Raw genomic sequence first — 18,176 nt, 5'->3', positions numbered from 1 at the left:
TGCCCTCCCGGACCGAGGGCATACTCTGGTGGGGTGAAGACCTTCGACCAGCTCTACGCCGAACTCGCCGAGAAGGCCGCCTCGCGCCCCGAGGGCTCGGGGACCGTCGCCGCACTGGACGCCGGCGTCCATCAGATCGGCAAGAAGGTCGTCGAAGAGGCGGCCGAGGTGTGGATGGCCGCGGAGTATGAGTCCGAGGAGGCGGCCGCGGAGGAGATCTCCCAGCTGCTCTACCACGTGCAGGTGATGATGCTGGCCGTCGGCATCGCCCCCGAGGACGTCTACCGACATCTCTGAGTCCGCACCCCCGGCATCCGTCACGTCCCGTCCCTCACCGAGGAGCACCCCCTATGCTGCGCGTCGCCGTCCCGAACAAGGGCGCCCTGTCCGAGGCTTCGATGGCCATGCTCACCGAGGCCGGATACGTCCAGCGCCGTGATCGTCGTGAGCTGGTCATGCTCGACGAGGCGAACGGCGTCGAGTTCTTCTATCTCCGTCCCCGCGACGTCGCCGTCTACGTCGGATCGGGCACCCTGGACCTGGGGATCACCGGCCGGGACCTGTTCCAGGACGCGAGGGTGGACCACGGGGCGGAAGAGGTCATGGGCCTGGGCTTCGGCGGCGCGACCTTCCGTCTGGCCGCACCGGCCGGACGCTTCTCCGCGGCCGAGCAGCTGGTCGGCCGTCGGGTGGCCACCAGCTACGACGGTCTGCTGACCCGATGGCTCGAGGATCAGCGGCTCGACGACGTCGAAGTGGTCCACCTCGACGGCGCCGTGGAGTCCGCGGTGCGGCTGGGGGTCGCCGACGCCATCGCCGACGTCGTGGAGACCGGCAACACCCTCAAGGCGGCCGGTATGGAGACCTTCGGAGAACCGATCATGCGTTCCGAGGCGATCATCATCTCCCGCCGCGGCGAACGCCCCGAAGGGATCAGCCGCATCATGCGGCGCCTGGAGGGGGTGCTCGTCGCACGGCAGTACCTGATGCTCGACTACGACATCCCCAAGCACCTGATCGACCAGGTCTCCGAGCTCACACCGGGACTGGAGTCGCCGACGATCTCCCCGCTGGCCGACGAGGGCTGGGTCGCAGTGCGTTCGATGATCAGGGCCGAGGACACCAACCGGCTCATGGACGACCTCTATGAGCTCGGGGCTCGGGCCATCCTCGTCTCGTCGATCCACGCCTGCCGGATCTGAGGGGCACCGGATGTCTGCAGCGAGCACCCTGGCGGTCCGCGTCATCCCCTGCCTCGACATCGACGCCGGCCGCGTGGTCAAGGGGGTCAACTTCGAGAACCTCCGCGACGCCGGGGATCCGGTGGAGCTGGCGCGACGCTACAACGAGGTCGGCGCCGACGAACTCACCTTCCTCGACGTCACCGCCTCATCCTCCGACCGGGAGACCACCTTCGAGATGGTCACACGCACCGCCGAGGAGGTCTTCATCCCGCTGACCGTCGGCGGGGGAGTACGGACCGTCGAGGACGTCGCCCGACTGCTGCGCTGCGGCGCCGACAAGGCTTCGGTCAACACGGCGGCGGCGGCGCGCCCGGAGCTGATCGACGAGATCACCTCACGCTTCGGGTCCCAGGTGCTGGTCCTCTCGCTGGACGCCCGCCGCACCGATGACCCGGGGTGCGCCTCCGGATTCGAGGTCACCACCCACGGCGGCCGACGCGGCACCGGCGTCGACGCCCTGGGCTGGTGCCGTGAGGCCGCCGAGCGGGGCGTCGGCGAGATCCTCCTGAACTCCATCGACGCCGACGGCACGCAGGCCGGCTTCGACCTGGAGATGATCCGCGCCGTCCGGGCCGTGACCCGTGTCCCGCTCATCGCCTCCGGCGGCGCCGGGCGGGTGCAGCACTTCCCCGAAGCGGTCGACGCCGGGGCCGACGCGGTGCTGGCGGCCTCCGTCTTCCACTTCGGGCCGACGGATATGATCGCCCGCGTGAAGGACGCGATGCGCTCCGCCGGGCACATCGTGCGCTGACCCTGTACCGAACCCTGAGATGCCGAGACCGCACCGACACGACCCCACAGGACCTCCGATGAACGACACCGAGCTTCCCGAGGCGCTGCGCTCGCGGCTGTGCCTCACCGCCGACGGGCTCATCCCGGCCATCGCCCAGGAGGCCGCCACCGGGGAGGTCCTGATGCTGGCGTGGATGGACGAGACCGCCCTCGCCGCCACCCTGCGGACCGGTCAGGCGACGTACTGGTCCCGCTCCCGCCGGGAGCTGTGGCGCAAGGGCGCGACCTCGGGGAACACCCAGCAGGTGCGACGGCTCCGCCTCGACTGCGACGGCGACGCCCTGCTCCTCGAGGTCGACCAGGTCGGTCCGGCCTGCCACACCGGAGCGGCGACATGCTTCACCGACGGCGAGATCTGGGCCGACGGCGAGATCACGGCCGACGGCGAGGACGAGGAGGACCGCTGATGCGTGCCCTCGGAGTCGTCACCCCCTCGCGGGAGGAGTTCCTCCGCCTGACCGCCGAGCATCGGGTCATCCCGGTCACGATGCGGCTGCTGGCCGACGACCACACTCCGCTGAGCATCTATCGGACCCTGGCCGACGGGCGTCCGGGCAGCTTCCTGCTGGAGTCCGCCGCGCCCGGCGCGGCCTGGTCCCGGCACTCGTTCATCGGCGTCCGGTCGCAGGCCACCCTCACCGAACGCGACGGCCGCGCCCACTGGATGGGCGATCCGCCGGCCGGCACCCCCGCCGAGGGCGGCGCCGCCGAAGTGCTGCGGGAGACGCTCCGATACCTCTCGGGCGACGCCGGTCGGGCTCGGGCGACCACGCTGCCGCACCTGACCTCCGGACTGGTGGGCTACCTCGGATGGGACATGGTCCGGCACTGGGAGCGCCTGCCTTCGCCGCCGCGGGACGACCTGCGTGTGCCCGAGCTGGCGATGAACCTCGTGGCCGACCTCGCCGTCCACGACAACAGGGACTCGACCGTGACGCTGGTCGCCAACGCGATCAACACCGACGGTCGGGACACCGGTGCGGAGGCCGCCTACGACGCCGCCGTCGCCCGTCTGGAGGGCATGCGCCGCTCTCTGGCCGATCCTGCGCCCCCGCAGCCGGCCTCAGCGCCCTCCGACTGGGCGGATACCGTCGACTACGACCTCGAGGCCCGCGTCGTCCATGCCTGGGACGAGCAGGAGTACCTGGAGACGATCGCCCGGGCCAAGGAGGCGATCGTCGACGGCGAGGTCTTCCAGATCGTGGTCTCGCGGCGGTTCCAGGTCGCCACCGACGTGGACGGCCTGGCGGTCTACCGGATGCTGCGGCTTCTCAATCCGAGCCCCTATATGTTCCTGCACTCCTTCGAGACGCCCGACGGCGTGCCCTATCAGCTGGTGGGCGCCTCGCCCGAGGCGCTGGTCACGGTGGAGGAGGGCACGGTGGTGACCCACCCCATCGCCGGCACCCGCCCCCGCGGTCAGACCCCCCGTCAGGACGAAGACCTCGCGGAGGACCTGCTCGCCGACGAGAAGGAGCGCGCCGAGCACCTGATGCTCGTCGATCTGGCGCGCAACGACCTCGCCAAGGTCTGCCGCCCCGGCACCGTGGAGGTCACCCGGTTCATGGAGATCGAACGCTTCAGCCACGTGATGCACCTGACCTCCCACGTCCAGGGGGAGCTCGACTCCGAGGCGACGGCCTACGACGCTCTGGCGGCCACCTTCCCCGCCGGGACCCTCTCCGGGGCGCCGAAGCCCCGGGCCCTCCAGCTGCTCGACTCCTGGGAGCCGACCCGCCGCGGGGTCTACGGCGGCGTCGTCGGCTACTTCGACCTCACCGGGCGCATGGACGCCGCCATCGCGATCCGTTCCGCCCTGCTCAAGGAGGGCCTCGCCCACGTCCAGTCCGGCGGCGGGATCGTCGCCGACTCCGACGAAGACGCCGAGCGTCGGGAGACCGTCGACAAGGCCGCGGCTCCGCTGCGGGCCGTGCTGGCCGCCGACCGCCTGATCCTCGAGACCGAGTCCACCGACCAGGAGTCCTGATGCGCCTCAGCCGCCGCACCGTGGTGCTCGCCGCTCTGCTCGCGGGCATCGTCCTGCTGCTGACCACCACACAGACCTGGGTCCGCGCCTCCGGACTCGGTGAGACCTCCGCCCTGCAGTCGGTGGAGATCGCCGGTTCGGACATCGCCCAGGGCGTGGCCGCCATGGGGCTGGTCGTGCTGGCGGGCGCGGTGGCGGTGACGATCGCACGCCGCGTCGCTCGGTTGATCATCGGTCTGCTCATGGTCGGCGCCGCCGTCGTCTCCGGCTGGTCGGTCCTGCAGGTGATCCTCGAACCCGAAGAGGCCTCACTGGCCGCATTGGGCGAAGTCACCGGTACCACGGAACAGGCGCAGTCCTATGAGCTGGCGCCTGCCGTGTGGGCGGCCCTCGCGGCCTCGGTCCTGCTGCTCGCCGCCGCCCTGGTCCTGCTGCTGGGCTCCTCCCGATGGGAGGAGTCCCGGCGCTACGACTCGCAGGCCTCGGCCGCCCCGGGGCCGGGCGAAGGGGAGCCCGAGGGCGACGCAGCCGCGGACGAGGCGGACGAGTTCGACCTGTGGGACGGGCTCTCCGCCGGTGAGGATCCGACGGAGGGGCGCACGGGCCCCTGAGTACGACGAGCTCCCACCCGAGAGACGTTCCCCACACCTGAGCCCAACACATCGGCCCGACACCTTGGCCGGGCGGGGCCACCCACGTGGCAGAATGGGAGTCCGCAGGACGTATCCGGCGCCAGAGAGGAAACCGATGAGCAGCACCGCCCCCCAGCACGTCGACGTCGAGCAGCAGACGACCGGCGGAGAGGCCGACGCCTTCATCCACTACGACCACGTCGGCCACGGATCCACACCGGCCGCCTGGGCCCTGTGCGCCACCGTGGTCCTGGGCTCCCTCCTCATCGGTCTGTCGCTGATCGCGGAGAGCTGGGTCATGGCCTGGATCGGCATCGCCCTGATCCCCGTCGCCCTGATCATCGGCATGGTCATGAAGCGGATGGGCTACGGGGTCGAGATGGACTCCGAGGCCGTCCTCCGCCGCGGCGACGACCCTCGGTCCCACCGCGGGCCCGCCACCACACACCTGGACTCCTGACGTCCGGATGACCGTACTCGGCAGCATCATCGAGGGAGTCCGCGAGGACCTCGAGCAGACCCGCGCGGAGAGCCCGCAGCGGGAGATGGAGGCGCGGGCCGCCGCGGCCGCCGCCCCGCTCGACGCCCTGGCCGCGCTGCGTGGGGGACGCGGAGACGGCGCCGGAGTCCGCATCATCGCCGAGGTCAAGCGGGCCTCCCCGTCGAAGGGGGAGCTGGGCGACATCCCCGACCCGGCCGAGCTGGCCCGTTCGTACCGGGACGGAGGCGCCTCCGCGATCAGCGTGCTCACCGAACGTCGCCGCTTCCGCGGCTCGCTCGGCGACCTCGACGCCGTCCGCGCGGCCGTCGACGTGCCCGTGCTGCGCAAGGACTTCATGGTCGACGAGTACCAGTTCTACGAGGCGCGGGCCTACGGTGCGGACCTCGTGCTGCTCATCGTCGCAGCCCTGGAGCGGGACGAACTGGCCCACTATCTGGGACTGACCCGCGAGCTGGGGATGGAGGCGCTGGTCGAGGCGCACACCGAGGAGGAGATCGCCCAGGCGGTCGACGTCGGCGCGCGCATCGTCGGGGTCAACGTGCGGAACCTGAAGACCCTCGACGTCGACGTCTCCCACTACGCCGCGATGGCGCGGCACCTGCCCGACGACGTCGTCCGTGTGGCCGAGTCCGGAGTCGACGGCCCCGGCGTCGTGGCCGACTATGCGCGCGACGGTGCCGACGCCGTGCTGGTCGGCGAAGCTCTGGTCCGTGACGGAGACCCCACGGCCGCGGTGCGTCGGTTCCGCGCGGCCTCGCGCGGCCGGTGACTCCGGCCCATCCCGACAGGAGAGCCCCGATGTCTGAGACCGAGTCCGTCTCCCACCGCCATGCCGCCGGACCGTACTTCGGCCGCTTCGGCGGACGGTGGATGCCCGAGTCGCTGGTCGCCGCCCTGGACGAGCTCGACGAGGCCTTCCGGGCGGCGCGCGAGGACGAGGACTTCGCCGCCGAGTATCTGCGCCTGTGCCGGGACTACACCGGACGGCCCTCGCTGATCACCGAGGTGCCGCGCTTCGCCGGCGAGCACGGTGCGGCCCGGATGTTCCTCAAGCGGGAGGACCTCAACCACACCGGATCGCACAAGATCAACAACGTGCTCGGTCAGGCGCTGATCGCGCGCCGGATGGGCAAGACCCGCCTCATCGCCGAGACCGGAGCCGGCCAGCACGGTGTCGCCACGGCCACCGCCGCCGCCCTGATGGGTATGGAGTGCGTGATCTACATGGGCGCCGAGGACACCCGCCGACAGGCGCTCAACGTGGCGCGGATGAACCTGCTCGGCGCAACCGTCGTCCCCGTGGAGAACGGCGCACAGACGCTGAAGGACGCGATCAACGAGGCGCTGCGCGACTGGGTCGCCTCCGTGGAGAACACCCACTACCTGCTCGGCACCGTGGCCGGGCCGCACCCGTTTCCGTCGATGGTCCGCCACTTCCACGAGGTGATCGGCGACGAGGCCCGGGCCCAGCTCCTCGACACTCAGGGGAGGCTGCCCGACGCCGTCGCCGCCTGCGTAGGAGGCGGTTCCAACGCCATCGGGATCTTCCACGCCTTCCTCGACGACGACGTCGCGCTGTACGGCTACGAGGCCGGGGGGGACGGGGTGGAGAGCGGACGCCACGCCGCGGCGATCACCCTGGGCCGGTCCGGGGTGCTGCACGGCGCCCGCTCCTTCCTCATGCAGGACGAGGACGGGCAGACCGTGGACTCCCACTCGATCTCAGCAGGCCTGGACTACCCCTCTGTGGGTCCCGAGCACGCCCACCTGGCAGACGTCGGCAGGGTCACCTATGAGCCGGTCACCGACGCCGAGTGCATGAGGGCCTTCGAGTCGCTGTGCCGCACCGAGGGCATCATCCCGGCGATCGAGTCGGCCCACGCGCTGGCCGGAGCCGGGCGCCTCTCTGCCGCCTGGACGGCGGAGGACGCCGACGCGGCGGCCGAACGGATCATCCTCATCAGCCTGTCCGGACGGGGGGACAAGGACGTGGCCACGGCCGCCGACTGGTTCGGGCTCCTGCCCGGACAGGAGAACGATCCGACCGACGAGACCGGGGACGCTCCCCAGACGGGAGTCCAGGCATGAGTGCGCAGCCCACGACCTCGCGGACCGCCGAGGCCATAGAGGCCGCACGCGCCGCCGGCCGCACGGCGTTCATCGGGTACCTGCCCGCCGGATACCCCGACCGTGACTCGTCGATCGCCGCCGCCGTCGCGCTGGCCGAGAACGGGGCCGACGTCATCGAGATCGGGATCCCCTACTCCGACCCGGTCATGGACGGGCCCGTCATCCAGCAGGCCACCTCGGAGGTGCTCGGCCGCGGATTCCGCATCGACGAGGTCTTCGAGATCGTCGCCGCCGTCGCCGCGAAGACCGATGCCGCGGTGCTGGTGATGACGTACTGGAACATCATCGACCGCATGGGCCCCGACGAGTTCGCCCGTCGGCTGGCCGAGGCCGGGGGCGCCGGGGCGATCACCCCGGACCTGACCCCCGACGAGGCCCGGCCCTGGCTCGAGGCCACCGACCGCTACGGCCTCGACCGGGTCTTCCTGACCGCGCCGACCTCGTCGCCGGAGCGGGTGGCCCGCATCGTCGAGGCCACCCGGGGCTTCGTCTACGGGGTCTCCCTGATGGGGGTCACCGGTGCCCGGTCCAGCGTCTCGGACGCCGCCGAACGGGTGGTGGCCGCGGCGCACGGCGCCGGCGCCCCCCGCGTGTGCGTCGGCCTGGGCGTCTCCGCCCGGCGGCACGTCGAGGAGATCGGCCGCTACGCCGACGGCGTCATCGTCGGCACCGCCCTGGTGGCCGCCCTGCGCGACGGCGGCCCCGAGGCCGTGGGCCGCCTCGCGGCCGAACTCTCCGGCCGAGAGGGCCGCGACTGACCTGAGGGACTCCGCGACGGAGATCCCGCCCCGAACCGAGAGGACACCGTGCTCCACATCGCCGCAGGCATCCCGGCGCCGCCCTTCGAAGGCGTCGACGTCGTCGGTCCGTTCCGGCTGACCATGTACGGACTCTGCATCGCCGTGGGCATCGCGCTCGCGGTCCTGCTGACCCGTCGCCTCTGGACCTCCCGCGGCGGACGGCCGGAGAACGTCCTCGACGCCGGCATCTGGGCCGTGCTGCTGGGCATCGTCGGCGGGCGCCTCTACCACGTCATCACCTCGCCGGACGCGTACTTCGGGGAGGGGGGCGACATCTCCCGGATACCCCAGATCTGGCTGGGCGGCCTCGGCATCATCGGCGCGGTGATCCTGGGCGCGGTCGGCGTGTGGATCGGCTGCCGCCGCTACGGGATGAAGTTCCCGGCCTTCACCGACGCGGTCGTCCCGGGCGTGCTGCTCGCCCAGGCGGTGGGCCGCTGGGGCAACTACTTCAACCAGGAGCTCTACGGTCGCCCCACCGACCTGCCGTGGGGACTGAACGTGGACCCCGAGTCCCGGGTCAGCGCCGTCCGACACATGTCGGAGGCCACCCTCTTCCACCCGACGTTCCTCTATGAGAGCGTCTGGAACCTGCTGGGCGTGGTCGGACTGCTGCTGCTGTATCGGCGGTTCCAGGTCAAGGCGGGTCTCCTGACCTGGACCTATGTGGCCTACTACTCGCTGGGTCGCTTCTGGATCGAGTCCCTGCGCATCGACGAGCTCGACAAGTCCACCCAGTGGATCAGCCTCTTCGGAGTCTCGTGGCGGCTGAATATGTGGATCTCCCTGCTCCTGTTCGCCGTGGCGGTGGTGATGATCCTGCTGCTCTGGTCCCGTCGGCCGCGGACGGCGGCCGGACGGGCCGAGGAGGCGGAGATCTACCGTCCCGACGCGCCTGAGCGACTCCCGCAGGACCGGTCGGCCGCGGAGGACGTCGACGGGCCGGCCGACGAGACCGCTGACGATGCCGACCGAGAGATCGAGGAGAAGACCGACGAGGACGCCGACGAGGACGCCGACGGGACCACTGGGGAACAGAGCGGTGAGCACCTCACCGGGGGCCGGGGCCGTTCCACATCCTGAGATGAGATTTGCGCCGGCACGGTGCCGGCGCAAGGATGGTCTCCCGAGCAGCCCACCCGCTGAGCTCCCCGGCGGTCGCCCTCACCGGCGGCGCACCGCCCGCCCCTCGCACCCGAGGGGTGTCGTCATCAGCCTCGAGCTGCGGAGCACATCCGTCCCCGGAGCCGAAGACGTCTCCTCCCGTCGACCGCGCCGACCGCGGGGAAGGAACCTGCCATGTCCGAGCACGTGCTGACCGCAGAGGCTCAGAGCGCCCCGGAGGTGCAGAGCCCCTACCGTCGCTTCGCGGCGTTCCCGGAGAAGGCCGGCCTCTACGACCCCGCCCACGAGCACGAGAACTGCGGCATGGCGGCCGTCGCCACCCTGCGCGGCGAGCCCGGCCATGACATCGTCGAACACGCCCTGCACGCGCTGCGCAAGCTGGAGCATCGCGGCGCCGTGGGCGCCGAGCCGGGGACCGGGGACGGTGCGGGCCTGCTGACCCAGATCCCCGACGAGTTCCTCCGAGCAGCGGTGGACTTCGAGCTCCCGGCCGTCGGTGAGTACGTCGTCGGCATCTGCTTCCTGCCCCAGGACGCGGGGGAGCGGGCCGACATGGTCGAGTCCCTGGCCGAGATGGCCGCCGACCAGGGGCTGGTGGTCCTCGGCTGGCGCGACGTGCCGTACGACGACTCGATGATCGGTGCGATGGCCCGCCGATCCATGCCGTTCTTCAGCCAGCTCTTCCTCGGAGACGCCGACGAGGAGACCAAGTCCTACGCGGACTCCTCCGAGGGCACTCTCGACCAGCGCGCCTGGCGGCTGCGCAAGCGGTCGCAGAACCGGCTCGGCGCGTACTTCCCCTCCCTGTCGTCGAAGACCATCACCTATAAGGGGATGCTCACCACCGCGCAGCTGGAGCCCTTCTACCCGGACCTCTCGGATCCTCGGTTCAAGACCACCCTCGGGATCGTCCACTCGCGGTTCTCCACCAACACGTTCCCGTCGTGGCCGCTGGCCCAGCCGCTGCGCAACATCGCCCACAACGGGGAGATCAACACCGTGCAGGGCAACCGCAACTGGATGCGGGCACGGCAGTCCATGATGTCCGGGGAGGTCCTGGGGGAGTCGCCCGAGTTCCTCTACCCGATCTGCACGCCGGAGGCCTCGGACTCCACCGCCTTCGACGAGGCGGCCGAGCTGCTGATGCTCTCGGGCCGTCCGCTGGCCCAGTCGATGCGCATGATGGTCCCCGAGGCCTGGGAGAACCACGAGACGATGGACCCTGCGCTGCGGGCGTTCTACCACTACCACGCGATGCTGATGGAGGCGTGGGACGGGCCGGCCGCGATCGCCTTCACCGACGGACGCCAGGTCGGCGCCGTGCTGGACCGCAACGGGCTGCGTCCGGCCCGCTACTGGGTCACCGACGAGGGGCTCGTCGTGCTGGCCTCGGAGGTCGGCGTGGTCGACCTCGACCCCGCCACCGTGGTCCGGAAGGGCCGGGTCGCCCCGGGCATGATGTTCCTGCTGGACACCGTCGAAGGACGCATCATCGAGGACTCGGAGATCAAGGAGTCGCTGGCCTCCGCCGAGCCCTGGGAGGAGTGGGTCGAGGAGAACCTCATCCAGCTTCAGGATCTGCCCGAGCGGCTGCACGTCCGGCACCCCGGGGATTCGGTGCGGCGGCGCCAGCAGACCTTCGGCTACACCCACGAGGAGCTGAAGATCCTCATCGGTCCGATGGCGGCCTCCGGCGCCGAGCCGCTCGGCGCGATGGGGACCGACACCCCGATCGCCGTGCTGGCGGAGCGGCCTCGGCTGCTGTTCGACTACTTCGTGCAGAACTTCGCCCAGGTGACCAACCCGCCGCTGGACGCCATCCGCGAGGAGCTCGTCACCTCGATGGGCATCCACCTCGGCCCCAACGGGAACCTGCTCGCCCCCGGGCGGGTCAGGGCCCGGCAGGTCGCGCTGGACTTCCCGGTCATCGACAACGACCAGCTCGCCAAGGTGTCCAACATCCGTGAGGACGGACACCGGATCACCCTGAAGGTCCGCGGACTCTATCGGGTGGGGAGCACCGAGGAGGAGCTGCGGCAGCGCATCCGCGACCTCTGCGAGCAGGTCTCGGCGGCGGTGAACCGCGGCGTCGGCTACATCGTGCTCTCCGACCGCGACTCCAACGCCCAGTGGGCGCCGATCCCGTCCCTTCTGCTGCTCTCGGCGGTCCATCATCACCTGCTCAAGTCCGCCAACCGCACCCGTGCCTCACTCGTCGTCGAGGCCGGCGACGTGCGCGAGGTCCATCACGTCGCCGCCCTGATCGGGTACGGCGCCGCCGCGGTGAACCCCTACCTGGCCATGGAGACTGCGGAGGATATGGTGCGCCGCGGAGAGCTCACCGGCGTCACCCAGGAGCAGGCCGTGGAGAACCTCATCCGCGCCCTGGGCAAGGGCGTGCTGAAGATCATGTCCAAGATGGGCATCTCCACGGTCGCCTCCTACTGCGGCGCCCAGACCTTCGAAGCCGTCGGCCTGGCGCAGAACGTGGTGGACCAGTACTTCTCCGGCACGCACTCACCGATGGGCGGGGTCGGACTCGGTGAGATCTCCGAGGAGGTCCGACGCCGGCACGCCGACGCCTACAGCTCCGACGGCAACGACCTGGGCCGCGGCGACGAGCTGGAGGTCGGCGGCGAGTACCAGTGGCGCCGGGAGGGCCCGCCGCACCTGTTCAACCCGGAGACGGTGTTCAAGCTCCAGCACTCCACGAAGCACCGACGCTACGACATCTTCAAGCAGTACACCCGGGCGGTCGACGACCAGACCGAGGAGCTGATGACCCTGCGCGGGCTGATGAGGCTGCGCCCCTCACGTCGACCGGTGCCGATCCAGGAGGTCGAACCGGTCAGCGAGATCGTCCGACGCTTCAACACCGGGGCGATGAGCTACGGGTCGATCTCCCAGGAGGCCCACGAGACGCTCGCCGTGGCGATGAACCGCCTCGGCGGCCGCTCGAACACCGGCGAGGGCGGCGAACATCCCGCGCGGCTGGTGGATCCGGAGCGGCGTTCGGCGATCAAGCAGATCGCCTCCGGCCGGTTCGGGGTGACCAGCCAGTACCTCACGCACGCCGACGACCTGCAGATCAAGATGGCCCAGGGGGCGAAGCCCGGCGAGGGCGGTCAGCTGATGGGCAAGAAGGTCTATCCGTGGGTCGCGGAGACCCGGCACTCCACACCCGGGGTCTCCCTGGTCTCCCCGCCGCCGCACCACGACATCTACTCCATCGAAGACCTGGCTCAGCTGATCTACGACCTCAAGCGCTCCAACACCGGGGCACGGGTCCACGTCAAACTGGTCTCGCTCAAGGGCGTGGGCACCGTCGCCGCCGGGGTCACCAAGGCCAAGGCCGACGTGGTGCTCATCTCCGGCCACGACGGCGGCACCGGAGCCTCGCCGCTGAACTCGCTGAAGCACGCCGGCGCCCCCTGGGAGCTCGGGCTGGCCGAGACGCAGCAGACGCTGATGCTCAACGGGCTGCGGGAACGGGTCACCGTCCAGGTCGACGGGCAGCTGAAGACCGGTCGCGACGTGGTCATCGCCGCCCTGCTGGGCGCCGAGGAGTACGGCTTCGCGACCGCGCCGCTGGTGGTCTCCGGGTGCGTCATGATGCGGGTGTGCCACCTGGACACCTGTCCGGTGGGGGTGGCCACCCAGAACCCCACCCTGCGCGCCCGCTTCACCGGTCAGGCCGACCACGTGGTGAACTTCTTCGAGTTCATCGCCCAGGAGGTCCGCGAGCTGCTCGCCGAACTGGGCTTCCGCAGCCTGGACGAGGCGATCGGACACATCGACTCGCTGGACTTCGACGAGGCCCGCCGCCACTGGAAGACCGAGGGGCTGGACCTGGACTCCGTGCTCGGCGGCTACGACCCGAACGATCCGGAGGTCGCCGGGTCCCTGCGTCGGACCACAGACCAGGACCACGAGCTGGAGCAGCACTTCGACGTGTCCGTCATCGACGACGCCCGGTCGGCGATCCGACACGGACAGCACGTGCGCGTCGAGCGGCGGATCATCAACACCGACCGCTCCGTCGGCACCATGCTGGGCCACGAGATCACCAAGGCCAAGGGGCTCGACCAGCTGGAGACCGACACCGTCGAGGTCGACCTCGTCGGCGAGGCCGGCCAGTCCCTGGGCGCCTTCGTCCCCCACGGGGTCACCCTGCGTCTCACCGGCGACGCCAACGACTACGTGGGCAAGGGACTCTCCGGCGGACGCATCGTCGTACGTCCGTACGAGACGGCTGCGCTGGTCGCCGAGGAGAACACCATCGCGGGCAACGTGGTGGGCTACGGCGCCACCTCGGGGGAGATGCTGATCTCCGGGCGCGTCGGCGAACGGTTCCTGGTCCGCAACTCCGGAGCGACCGCCGTCGTCGAGGGCATCGGCGACCACGGCTGCGAGTACATGACCGGCGGACAGGCGCTGATCCTGGGGCCCACCGGGCGCAACTTCGGCGCCGGGATGTCCGGAGGTACGGCCTACGTGCTGGACTTCGACTCCTCCCGGGTCAACTCCCAGGCGCTGACGGCCGACGACCTGCTGTTCTCCGAGCTCGACGAGGAGGACCGGCAGATCGTGCTCGACCTGCTGCGCCGCCACGCCGAGGAGACCGGTTCGCCGCTGGCCGCGCGCCTGCTGGAGGACCCCGACGAGACCGTCGCGCGGCTCACCAAGGTGCTCCCGCGCAACTTCGACGCCGTGCTGCGGGCCCGCGCCGAGGCCATGGACTCCGGTCTGGACCCCGACGGCGACGACACGTGGCAGAGGATCCTGGAGGTGACCAATGGCTGACCCGCGCGGATTCCTCAAGCACCGTGAGCGCAGGTCCCGCCCCTCGCGCCCGGTCCCGGTGCGCATCATGGACTTCAAGGAGGTCCACGAGCGGCAGGACAGAGGCGTCACCCAGACCCAGGCCAGCCGCTGCATGGACTGCGGCATCCCGTTCTGCCACCAGGGCTGCCCGCTGGGCAACCTGATCCCCGAGTGGAACGACCTCGTCTGGCGCGACCAGATGGAGGAGGCCTCCCGACGCCTGCACATGACCAACAACTTCCCGGAGTTCACCGGGCGGATCTGCCCGGCACCGTGTGAGACCTCCTGCGTGCTGGCCATCAACCAGCCGGCGGTCACCATCAAGCAGTCCGAGGTGGAGATCGCCGACGAGGCGATCGCGGGAGGCTGGGTCGAACCCGTCCCGCCCAAGCGGCTCACCGGCAAGACCGTCGCCGTCGTCGGGTCGGGGCCCGCAGGACTGGCCGCCGCTCAGCAGCTGACCCGCGCCGGACACACCGTCGCCGTGTACGAGCGCGACGACCGACTCGGCGGACTCCTGCGGTACGGCATCCCTGACTTCAAGATGGAGAAGCACCACATCGACTTCCGCATCGATCAGATGCAGGCCGAGGGGACGCGCTTCTACCCGTCCACCGCAGTCGGCGAGGACATCACGTGGGACGCCCTGTGCGACTCCTACGATGCCGTGGTGGCGGCCACCGGAGCGATGGTCCCGCGCGATCTGCCCATCCCGGGCCGAGGCCTGACCGGGGTCCACTACGCCATGGAGTACCTGGTGCAGTCCAACCGGGTCCTGGCCGGGGACGAGCTGCCGGACCAGATCCACGGGGAGGGACGCCACGTGGTGATCCTCGGCGGCGGCGACACCGGCGCCGACTGCATCGGCACCGCACATCGCCACGGCGCCGAGTCGGTGACCACGCTGGCCATCGGTGTGGAGCCGCCCCAGGAGCGCCCCGAGCACCAGCCCTGGCCGGTGGACCCCAAGGTGCTGGAGGTCACCAGCGCCGACGAGGAGGGCGGCGAACGGACGTACCTGGCGTCGACGGTCGAGTTCCTCGGTGACGAGAACGGTCGGGTCCGTGCGCTGAAGGTCGCCGAGACCGAGTACCACGAGGACGGCTCGCGCAGCCCGAAGCCCGGCACGGAGGAGGAGATCCCCGCCGACCTGGTGCTGCTGGCCCTGGGCTTCACCGGACCGGAGCAGGAACTGCTGACCGAACAGCTCGACCTCGGATTCGACCGGCGGGGGAACGTGACCCGGACGGAGGACTACCAGGCCACCCGGGAGGGCGTGTTCGTCGTCGGCGACGCCGGCCGCGGCGCCTCCCTGGTGGTGTGGGCGATCGCTGAGGGCCGAGCGGCGGCCAAGGAGGTCGACGAGTACCTCGAGGGCTCCTCACGCCTGCCGGCCCCGGTGCGTCCCTCCGACCACGGGATCGCGCTGGGACTCTGATCCTGGGCCGGGCTTCTGCGATAGGCTCGTGACGTACCAGCTGGCCCAGTGTCGTGCCAGGGTTGATCCGATCATGCGCTTCCTACGATGATCCGCAGATTCCGAACGACGAGGGTGAGTCATGAGACACGCGAAGATCGTTGCCACATTCGGCCCGTCCACGGCCGGCTACGAGAAGACCCGGGAGCTCATCGGGGCGGGTGTCGACGTCGCCCGGGTCAACATGAGCCACGGGGACCACGAGGTCCACGCCGAGACCTACCGCACCGTCCGCGAGGTCTCCCGCGATCTGCGTCAGGCCGTCGCGATCTTCGCCGATCTGCAGGGTCCGAAGATCCGACTGGGACGGTTCGCCGAGGGGGCCCACGACCTGGAGGTCGGTGACCGCTTCACCATCACCGTCGAGGATGTGGAGGGCACGAAGGACCGCTGCTCCACCACGTTCCGGGGCCTGCCCGGGGACGTCTCACCCGGCGACACGCTGCTCATCGACGACGGCAAGGTCAGCCTGCGCGCCGTGGAGGTCACCGACACCGAAGTCATCACCGAGGTGGAGGTCGCCGGCACGGTCTCGAACAACAAGGGCATCAACCTCCCCGGGGTGGCCGTCTCGGTCCCCGCTCTGAGCGAGAAGGACGAGGAGGATCTGCGCTGGGCGCTGCGCACCGGGTTCGACATGATCGCCCTGTCCTTCGTCCGCGACGCCGCCGACATCGAAACCGTGCACCGTGTGATGGAGGAGGAGGGGCGCTACGTCCCGGTCATCGCGAAGGTGGAGAAGCCGCAGGCCGTCGAGGCGCTGCAGGACGTCGTCGACGCCTTCGACGCGGTGATGGTCGCCCGCGGCGACCTGGGCGTGGAGCTTCCGCTCGAGGAGGTCCCCGTCGTGCAGAAGCAGGCGGTGCGGCTGGCTCGACGCTGGGCGAAGCCGGTCATCGTCGCGACGCAGGTCCTGGAGTCGATGATCGAGAACCCGCGGCCGACCCGCGCCGAGGCCTCGGACTGCGCGAACGCCGTGCTCGACGGCGCGGACGCGGTGATGCTCTCCGGAGAGACCTCCGTGGGGGAGTACCCGGTCGAGGCCGTCGAGACGATGGCGAAGATCATCCACGCCACGGAGCGTCGCAGCCTGGCGGAGATCCCGCCGCTGGGGTCGACGCCCAGGACGCGCGGCGGGGCGATCACCCGTGCCGCCGCACAGATGGCCGACCAGCTGAGCATCGACTACCTGGCCACCTTCACCCGCTCCGGGGATTCGGCCCGGCGCCTGTCCCGTCTGCGGCCGCGTCAGCCCATCTTCGCGTTCACCCACGTCGAGCACACCCACAACATCATGTGCCTGAGCTGGGGCGTGCAGCCGAGGTGGGTGGAGTTCGCCTCCCACACGGACAAGATGACCGCGCAGGTGGACAAGCTGCTGCTGGAGGAGGGTGTGGCCCAGCCCGACGACCTGGTGGTGATCGCCGCCGGTTCGCCCCCCGGTCAGGCCGGCACCACGAACATGGTGAAGGTGCACCGGATCGGTGACGCGGCGGCGACCCCCGACGTGGCCGCCGTCGGATCGGAGGAGGGGCTCCCGTCGCACCGCCGCGAACCCATCCGTCCGTGGCCGGCACCCTCGGCCGGCAGCGCCTGAGCTGAGACGCAGGTCACCGTTCGGTATCGGATGGTCGGCGGCCCTGGCCATTCGATGACCGGCTGACTAGGCTTTTTCTGTGCGAACCGAACGGTGCGGTCCCCGGTGACTCCGAACGGGCATCGGGTGAGACCGGCCGCGCACTGAGTGATCCGCCCCCACCACCTCGTCGAGGCAGTGGGGGCGGCGTCGTGCGTGGAGGTGGCCGTCCACGGCCCTGCGGTGCCCGAAGTGGGACTCGAACCCACACACCTGAGGTACCGCATTTTGAGTGCGGCGCGTCTACCGATTCCGCCATTCGGGCGCAGAATGCCCCCACAGCATACCGCCCGATAGGCTGGAGGCCGTATCCGACCGGTCGCCCCGAAGCCGGTGCCGAGACCGTCCGAATCCCGAGGAGAATCGTGAGCGAAGAGCAGCAGTCGGTCGAGCCCGTCGGCGTCGACGACGAGGGCGGGACGCGTCGGCGGGTCGTCGTCGCGGAGGATGAGACGCTCATCCGCCTCGACATCGTCGAGATCCTCACCGGGGCCGGCTACGAGGTGGTCGGCGAGGCGGAGAACGGCGAACGTGCCGTGGAGCTGGCCGCCGAGCACCGCCCCGACCTGGTCGTGATGGACGTGAAGATGCCCGTCAAGGACGGGATCACCGCGGCCCGGGAGATCGCCGAGGAGCGCATCGCACCGGTGGTCATGCTCACCGCCTTCTCCCAGCGGGACCTCGTCGAGTCGGCTCGCGAGGCCGGGGCCATGGCCTATGTGGTGAAGCCGTTCTCCGAGAACGACCTCATCCCCGCGATCGAGGTCGCGGCCGCCCGCTTCGACGAGATCCGGGCGCTGGAGGATGAGGTCAGCTCGCTGGCCGAGAAGTTCGAGACCCGAAAGCTCGTCGAACGGGCGAAGTCGCTGCTGACCTCCAAGATGGGACTCTCGGAGCCGGAGGCGTTCCGCTGGATCCAGAAGACGTCGATGGACCGGCGTCTGTCGATGCGCGAGGTCGCCGAGACCGTCGTCGACCAGATGTCCTGACGGCGAGACCTGTAGGCCGCGGGTCCCTTCGGCGTGAC

General features: G+C 70.5%; 15 protein-coding genes and 1 tRNA gene. 15 read left to right on the top strand and 1 reads right to left on the bottom strand.

All coding sequences use genetic code 11. The features are described 5' to 3' along the window. Positions 1–33: 33 nt before the first annotated feature. The 14 genes from N7E59_RS01270 to pyk all read left to right on the top strand — a co-directional run bounded on the left by N7E59_RS01270 (position 34) and on the right by pyk (position 17,110). A complete protein-coding gene (locus N7E59_RS01270; protein WP_261623091.1) occupies positions 34–297 on the top strand; it encodes a phosphoribosyl-ATP diphosphatase in 264 nt (87 codons plus the stop codon). 53 nt (positions 298–350) lie between these two features. After that, a complete protein-coding gene (hisG, locus tag N7E59_RS01265) occupies positions 351–1,202 on the top strand; it encodes an ATP phosphoribosyltransferase (protein WP_261623090.1) in 852 nt (283 codons plus the stop codon). Positions 1,203–1,212: 10 nt separating this feature from the next. Further along, a complete protein-coding gene (hisF, locus tag N7E59_RS01260; RefSeq protein ID WP_261623089.1) occupies positions 1,213–1,995 on the top strand; it encodes an imidazole glycerol phosphate synthase subunit HisF in 783 nt (260 codons plus the stop codon). Positions 1,996–2,053: 58 nt separating this feature from the next. After that, positions 2,054–2,443: a phosphoribosyl-AMP cyclohydrolase gene (gene hisI / locus N7E59_RS01255; protein ID WP_261623088.1), complete on the top strand. Its 390-nt coding sequence runs from the start codon at positions 2,054–2,056 to the stop codon at positions 2,441–2,443. After that, a complete protein-coding gene (locus tag N7E59_RS01250) occupies positions 2,443–4,023 on the top strand; it encodes an anthranilate synthase component I (protein ID WP_261623087.1) in 1,581 nt (526 codons plus the stop codon). Before hisI ends, N7E59_RS01250 begins: the two co-directional genes overlap by 1 nt. Beyond that, positions 4,023–4,634: a Trp biosynthesis-associated membrane protein gene (locus N7E59_RS01245; protein ID WP_261623086.1), complete on the top strand. Its 612-nt coding sequence runs from the start codon at positions 4,023–4,025 to the stop codon at positions 4,632–4,634. Before N7E59_RS01250 ends, N7E59_RS01245 begins: the two co-directional genes overlap by 1 nt. Positions 4,635–4,770: 136 nt before the next feature. After that, a complete protein-coding gene (locus tag N7E59_RS01240; RefSeq protein WP_261623085.1) occupies positions 4,771–5,115 on the top strand; it encodes an HGxxPAAW family protein in 345 nt (114 codons plus the stop codon). A gap of 7 nt (positions 5,116–5,122) precedes the next feature. Further along, complete coding sequence (gene trpC / locus N7E59_RS01235) at positions 5,123–5,926, top strand: indole-3-glycerol phosphate synthase TrpC (RefSeq protein WP_261623084.1); 804 nt, start codon at positions 5,123–5,125, stop codon at positions 5,924–5,926. Between the two features lie 29 nt (positions 5,927–5,955). Next, a complete protein-coding gene (trpB, locus tag N7E59_RS01230; RefSeq protein ID WP_261623083.1) occupies positions 5,956–7,245 on the top strand; it encodes a tryptophan synthase subunit beta in 1,290 nt (429 codons plus the stop codon). Then, complete coding sequence (trpA, locus tag N7E59_RS01225) at positions 7,242–8,045, top strand: tryptophan synthase subunit alpha (protein ID WP_261623082.1); 804 nt, start codon at positions 7,242–7,244, stop codon at positions 8,043–8,045. The genes trpB and trpA overlap by 4 nt, the downstream gene beginning before the upstream one ends. Before the next feature lie 48 nt (positions 8,046–8,093). Further along, the gene (gene lgt, locus N7E59_RS01220; protein WP_261623081.1) at positions 8,094–9,170 is read left to right on the top strand and encodes a prolipoprotein diacylglyceryl transferase; all 1,077 of its coding nucleotides are present in this window, start codon (positions 8,094–8,096) and stop codon (positions 9,168–9,170) included. A gap of 216 nt (positions 9,171–9,386) precedes the next feature. Next, entirely contained in the window at positions 9,387–14,015 is a 4,629-nt protein-coding gene (gene gltB / locus N7E59_RS01215; protein ID WP_261623080.1) for a glutamate synthase large subunit, read from the top strand. Continuing rightward, complete coding sequence (locus tag N7E59_RS01210) at positions 14,008–15,474, top strand: glutamate synthase subunit beta (RefSeq protein ID WP_261623079.1); 1,467 nt, start codon at positions 14,008–14,010, stop codon at positions 15,472–15,474. The genes gltB and N7E59_RS01210 overlap by 8 nt, the downstream gene beginning before the upstream one ends. Before the next feature lie 121 nt (positions 15,475–15,595). Further along, positions 15,596–17,110, top strand: a complete 1,515-nt coding sequence (gene pyk / locus N7E59_RS01205) for a pyruvate kinase (protein ID WP_261623078.1) — start codon at positions 15,596–15,598, stop codon at positions 17,108–17,110. 223 nt (positions 17,111–17,333) lie between these two features. On the opposite strand, the gene N7E59_RS01200 is transcribed toward pyk, so the two are convergent. Further along, positions 17,334–17,414, bottom strand: a tRNA-Leu gene (locus tag N7E59_RS01200). Positions 17,415–17,514: 100 nt separating this feature from the next. Between N7E59_RS01200 and N7E59_RS01195 the strand changes: the two genes are divergently transcribed. Beyond that, positions 17,515–18,138 carry an ANTAR domain-containing response regulator gene (locus N7E59_RS01195; RefSeq protein WP_261623077.1) on the top strand — a complete coding sequence of 208 codons (624 nt, stop codon included), beginning with the start codon at positions 17,515–17,517 and terminating at the stop codon, positions 18,136–18,138. Positions 18,139–18,176 lie beyond the last annotated feature (38 nt).

This window comes from Nesterenkonia marinintestina (genome assembly GCF_025420485.1).
Lineage (GTDB): Bacteria > Actinomycetota > Actinomycetes > Actinomycetales > Micrococcaceae > Nesterenkonia > Nesterenkonia marinintestina.
Note: the sequence above shows the minus strand (reverse complement) of the source record. Positions and strands in the feature narration are given on the sequence as shown.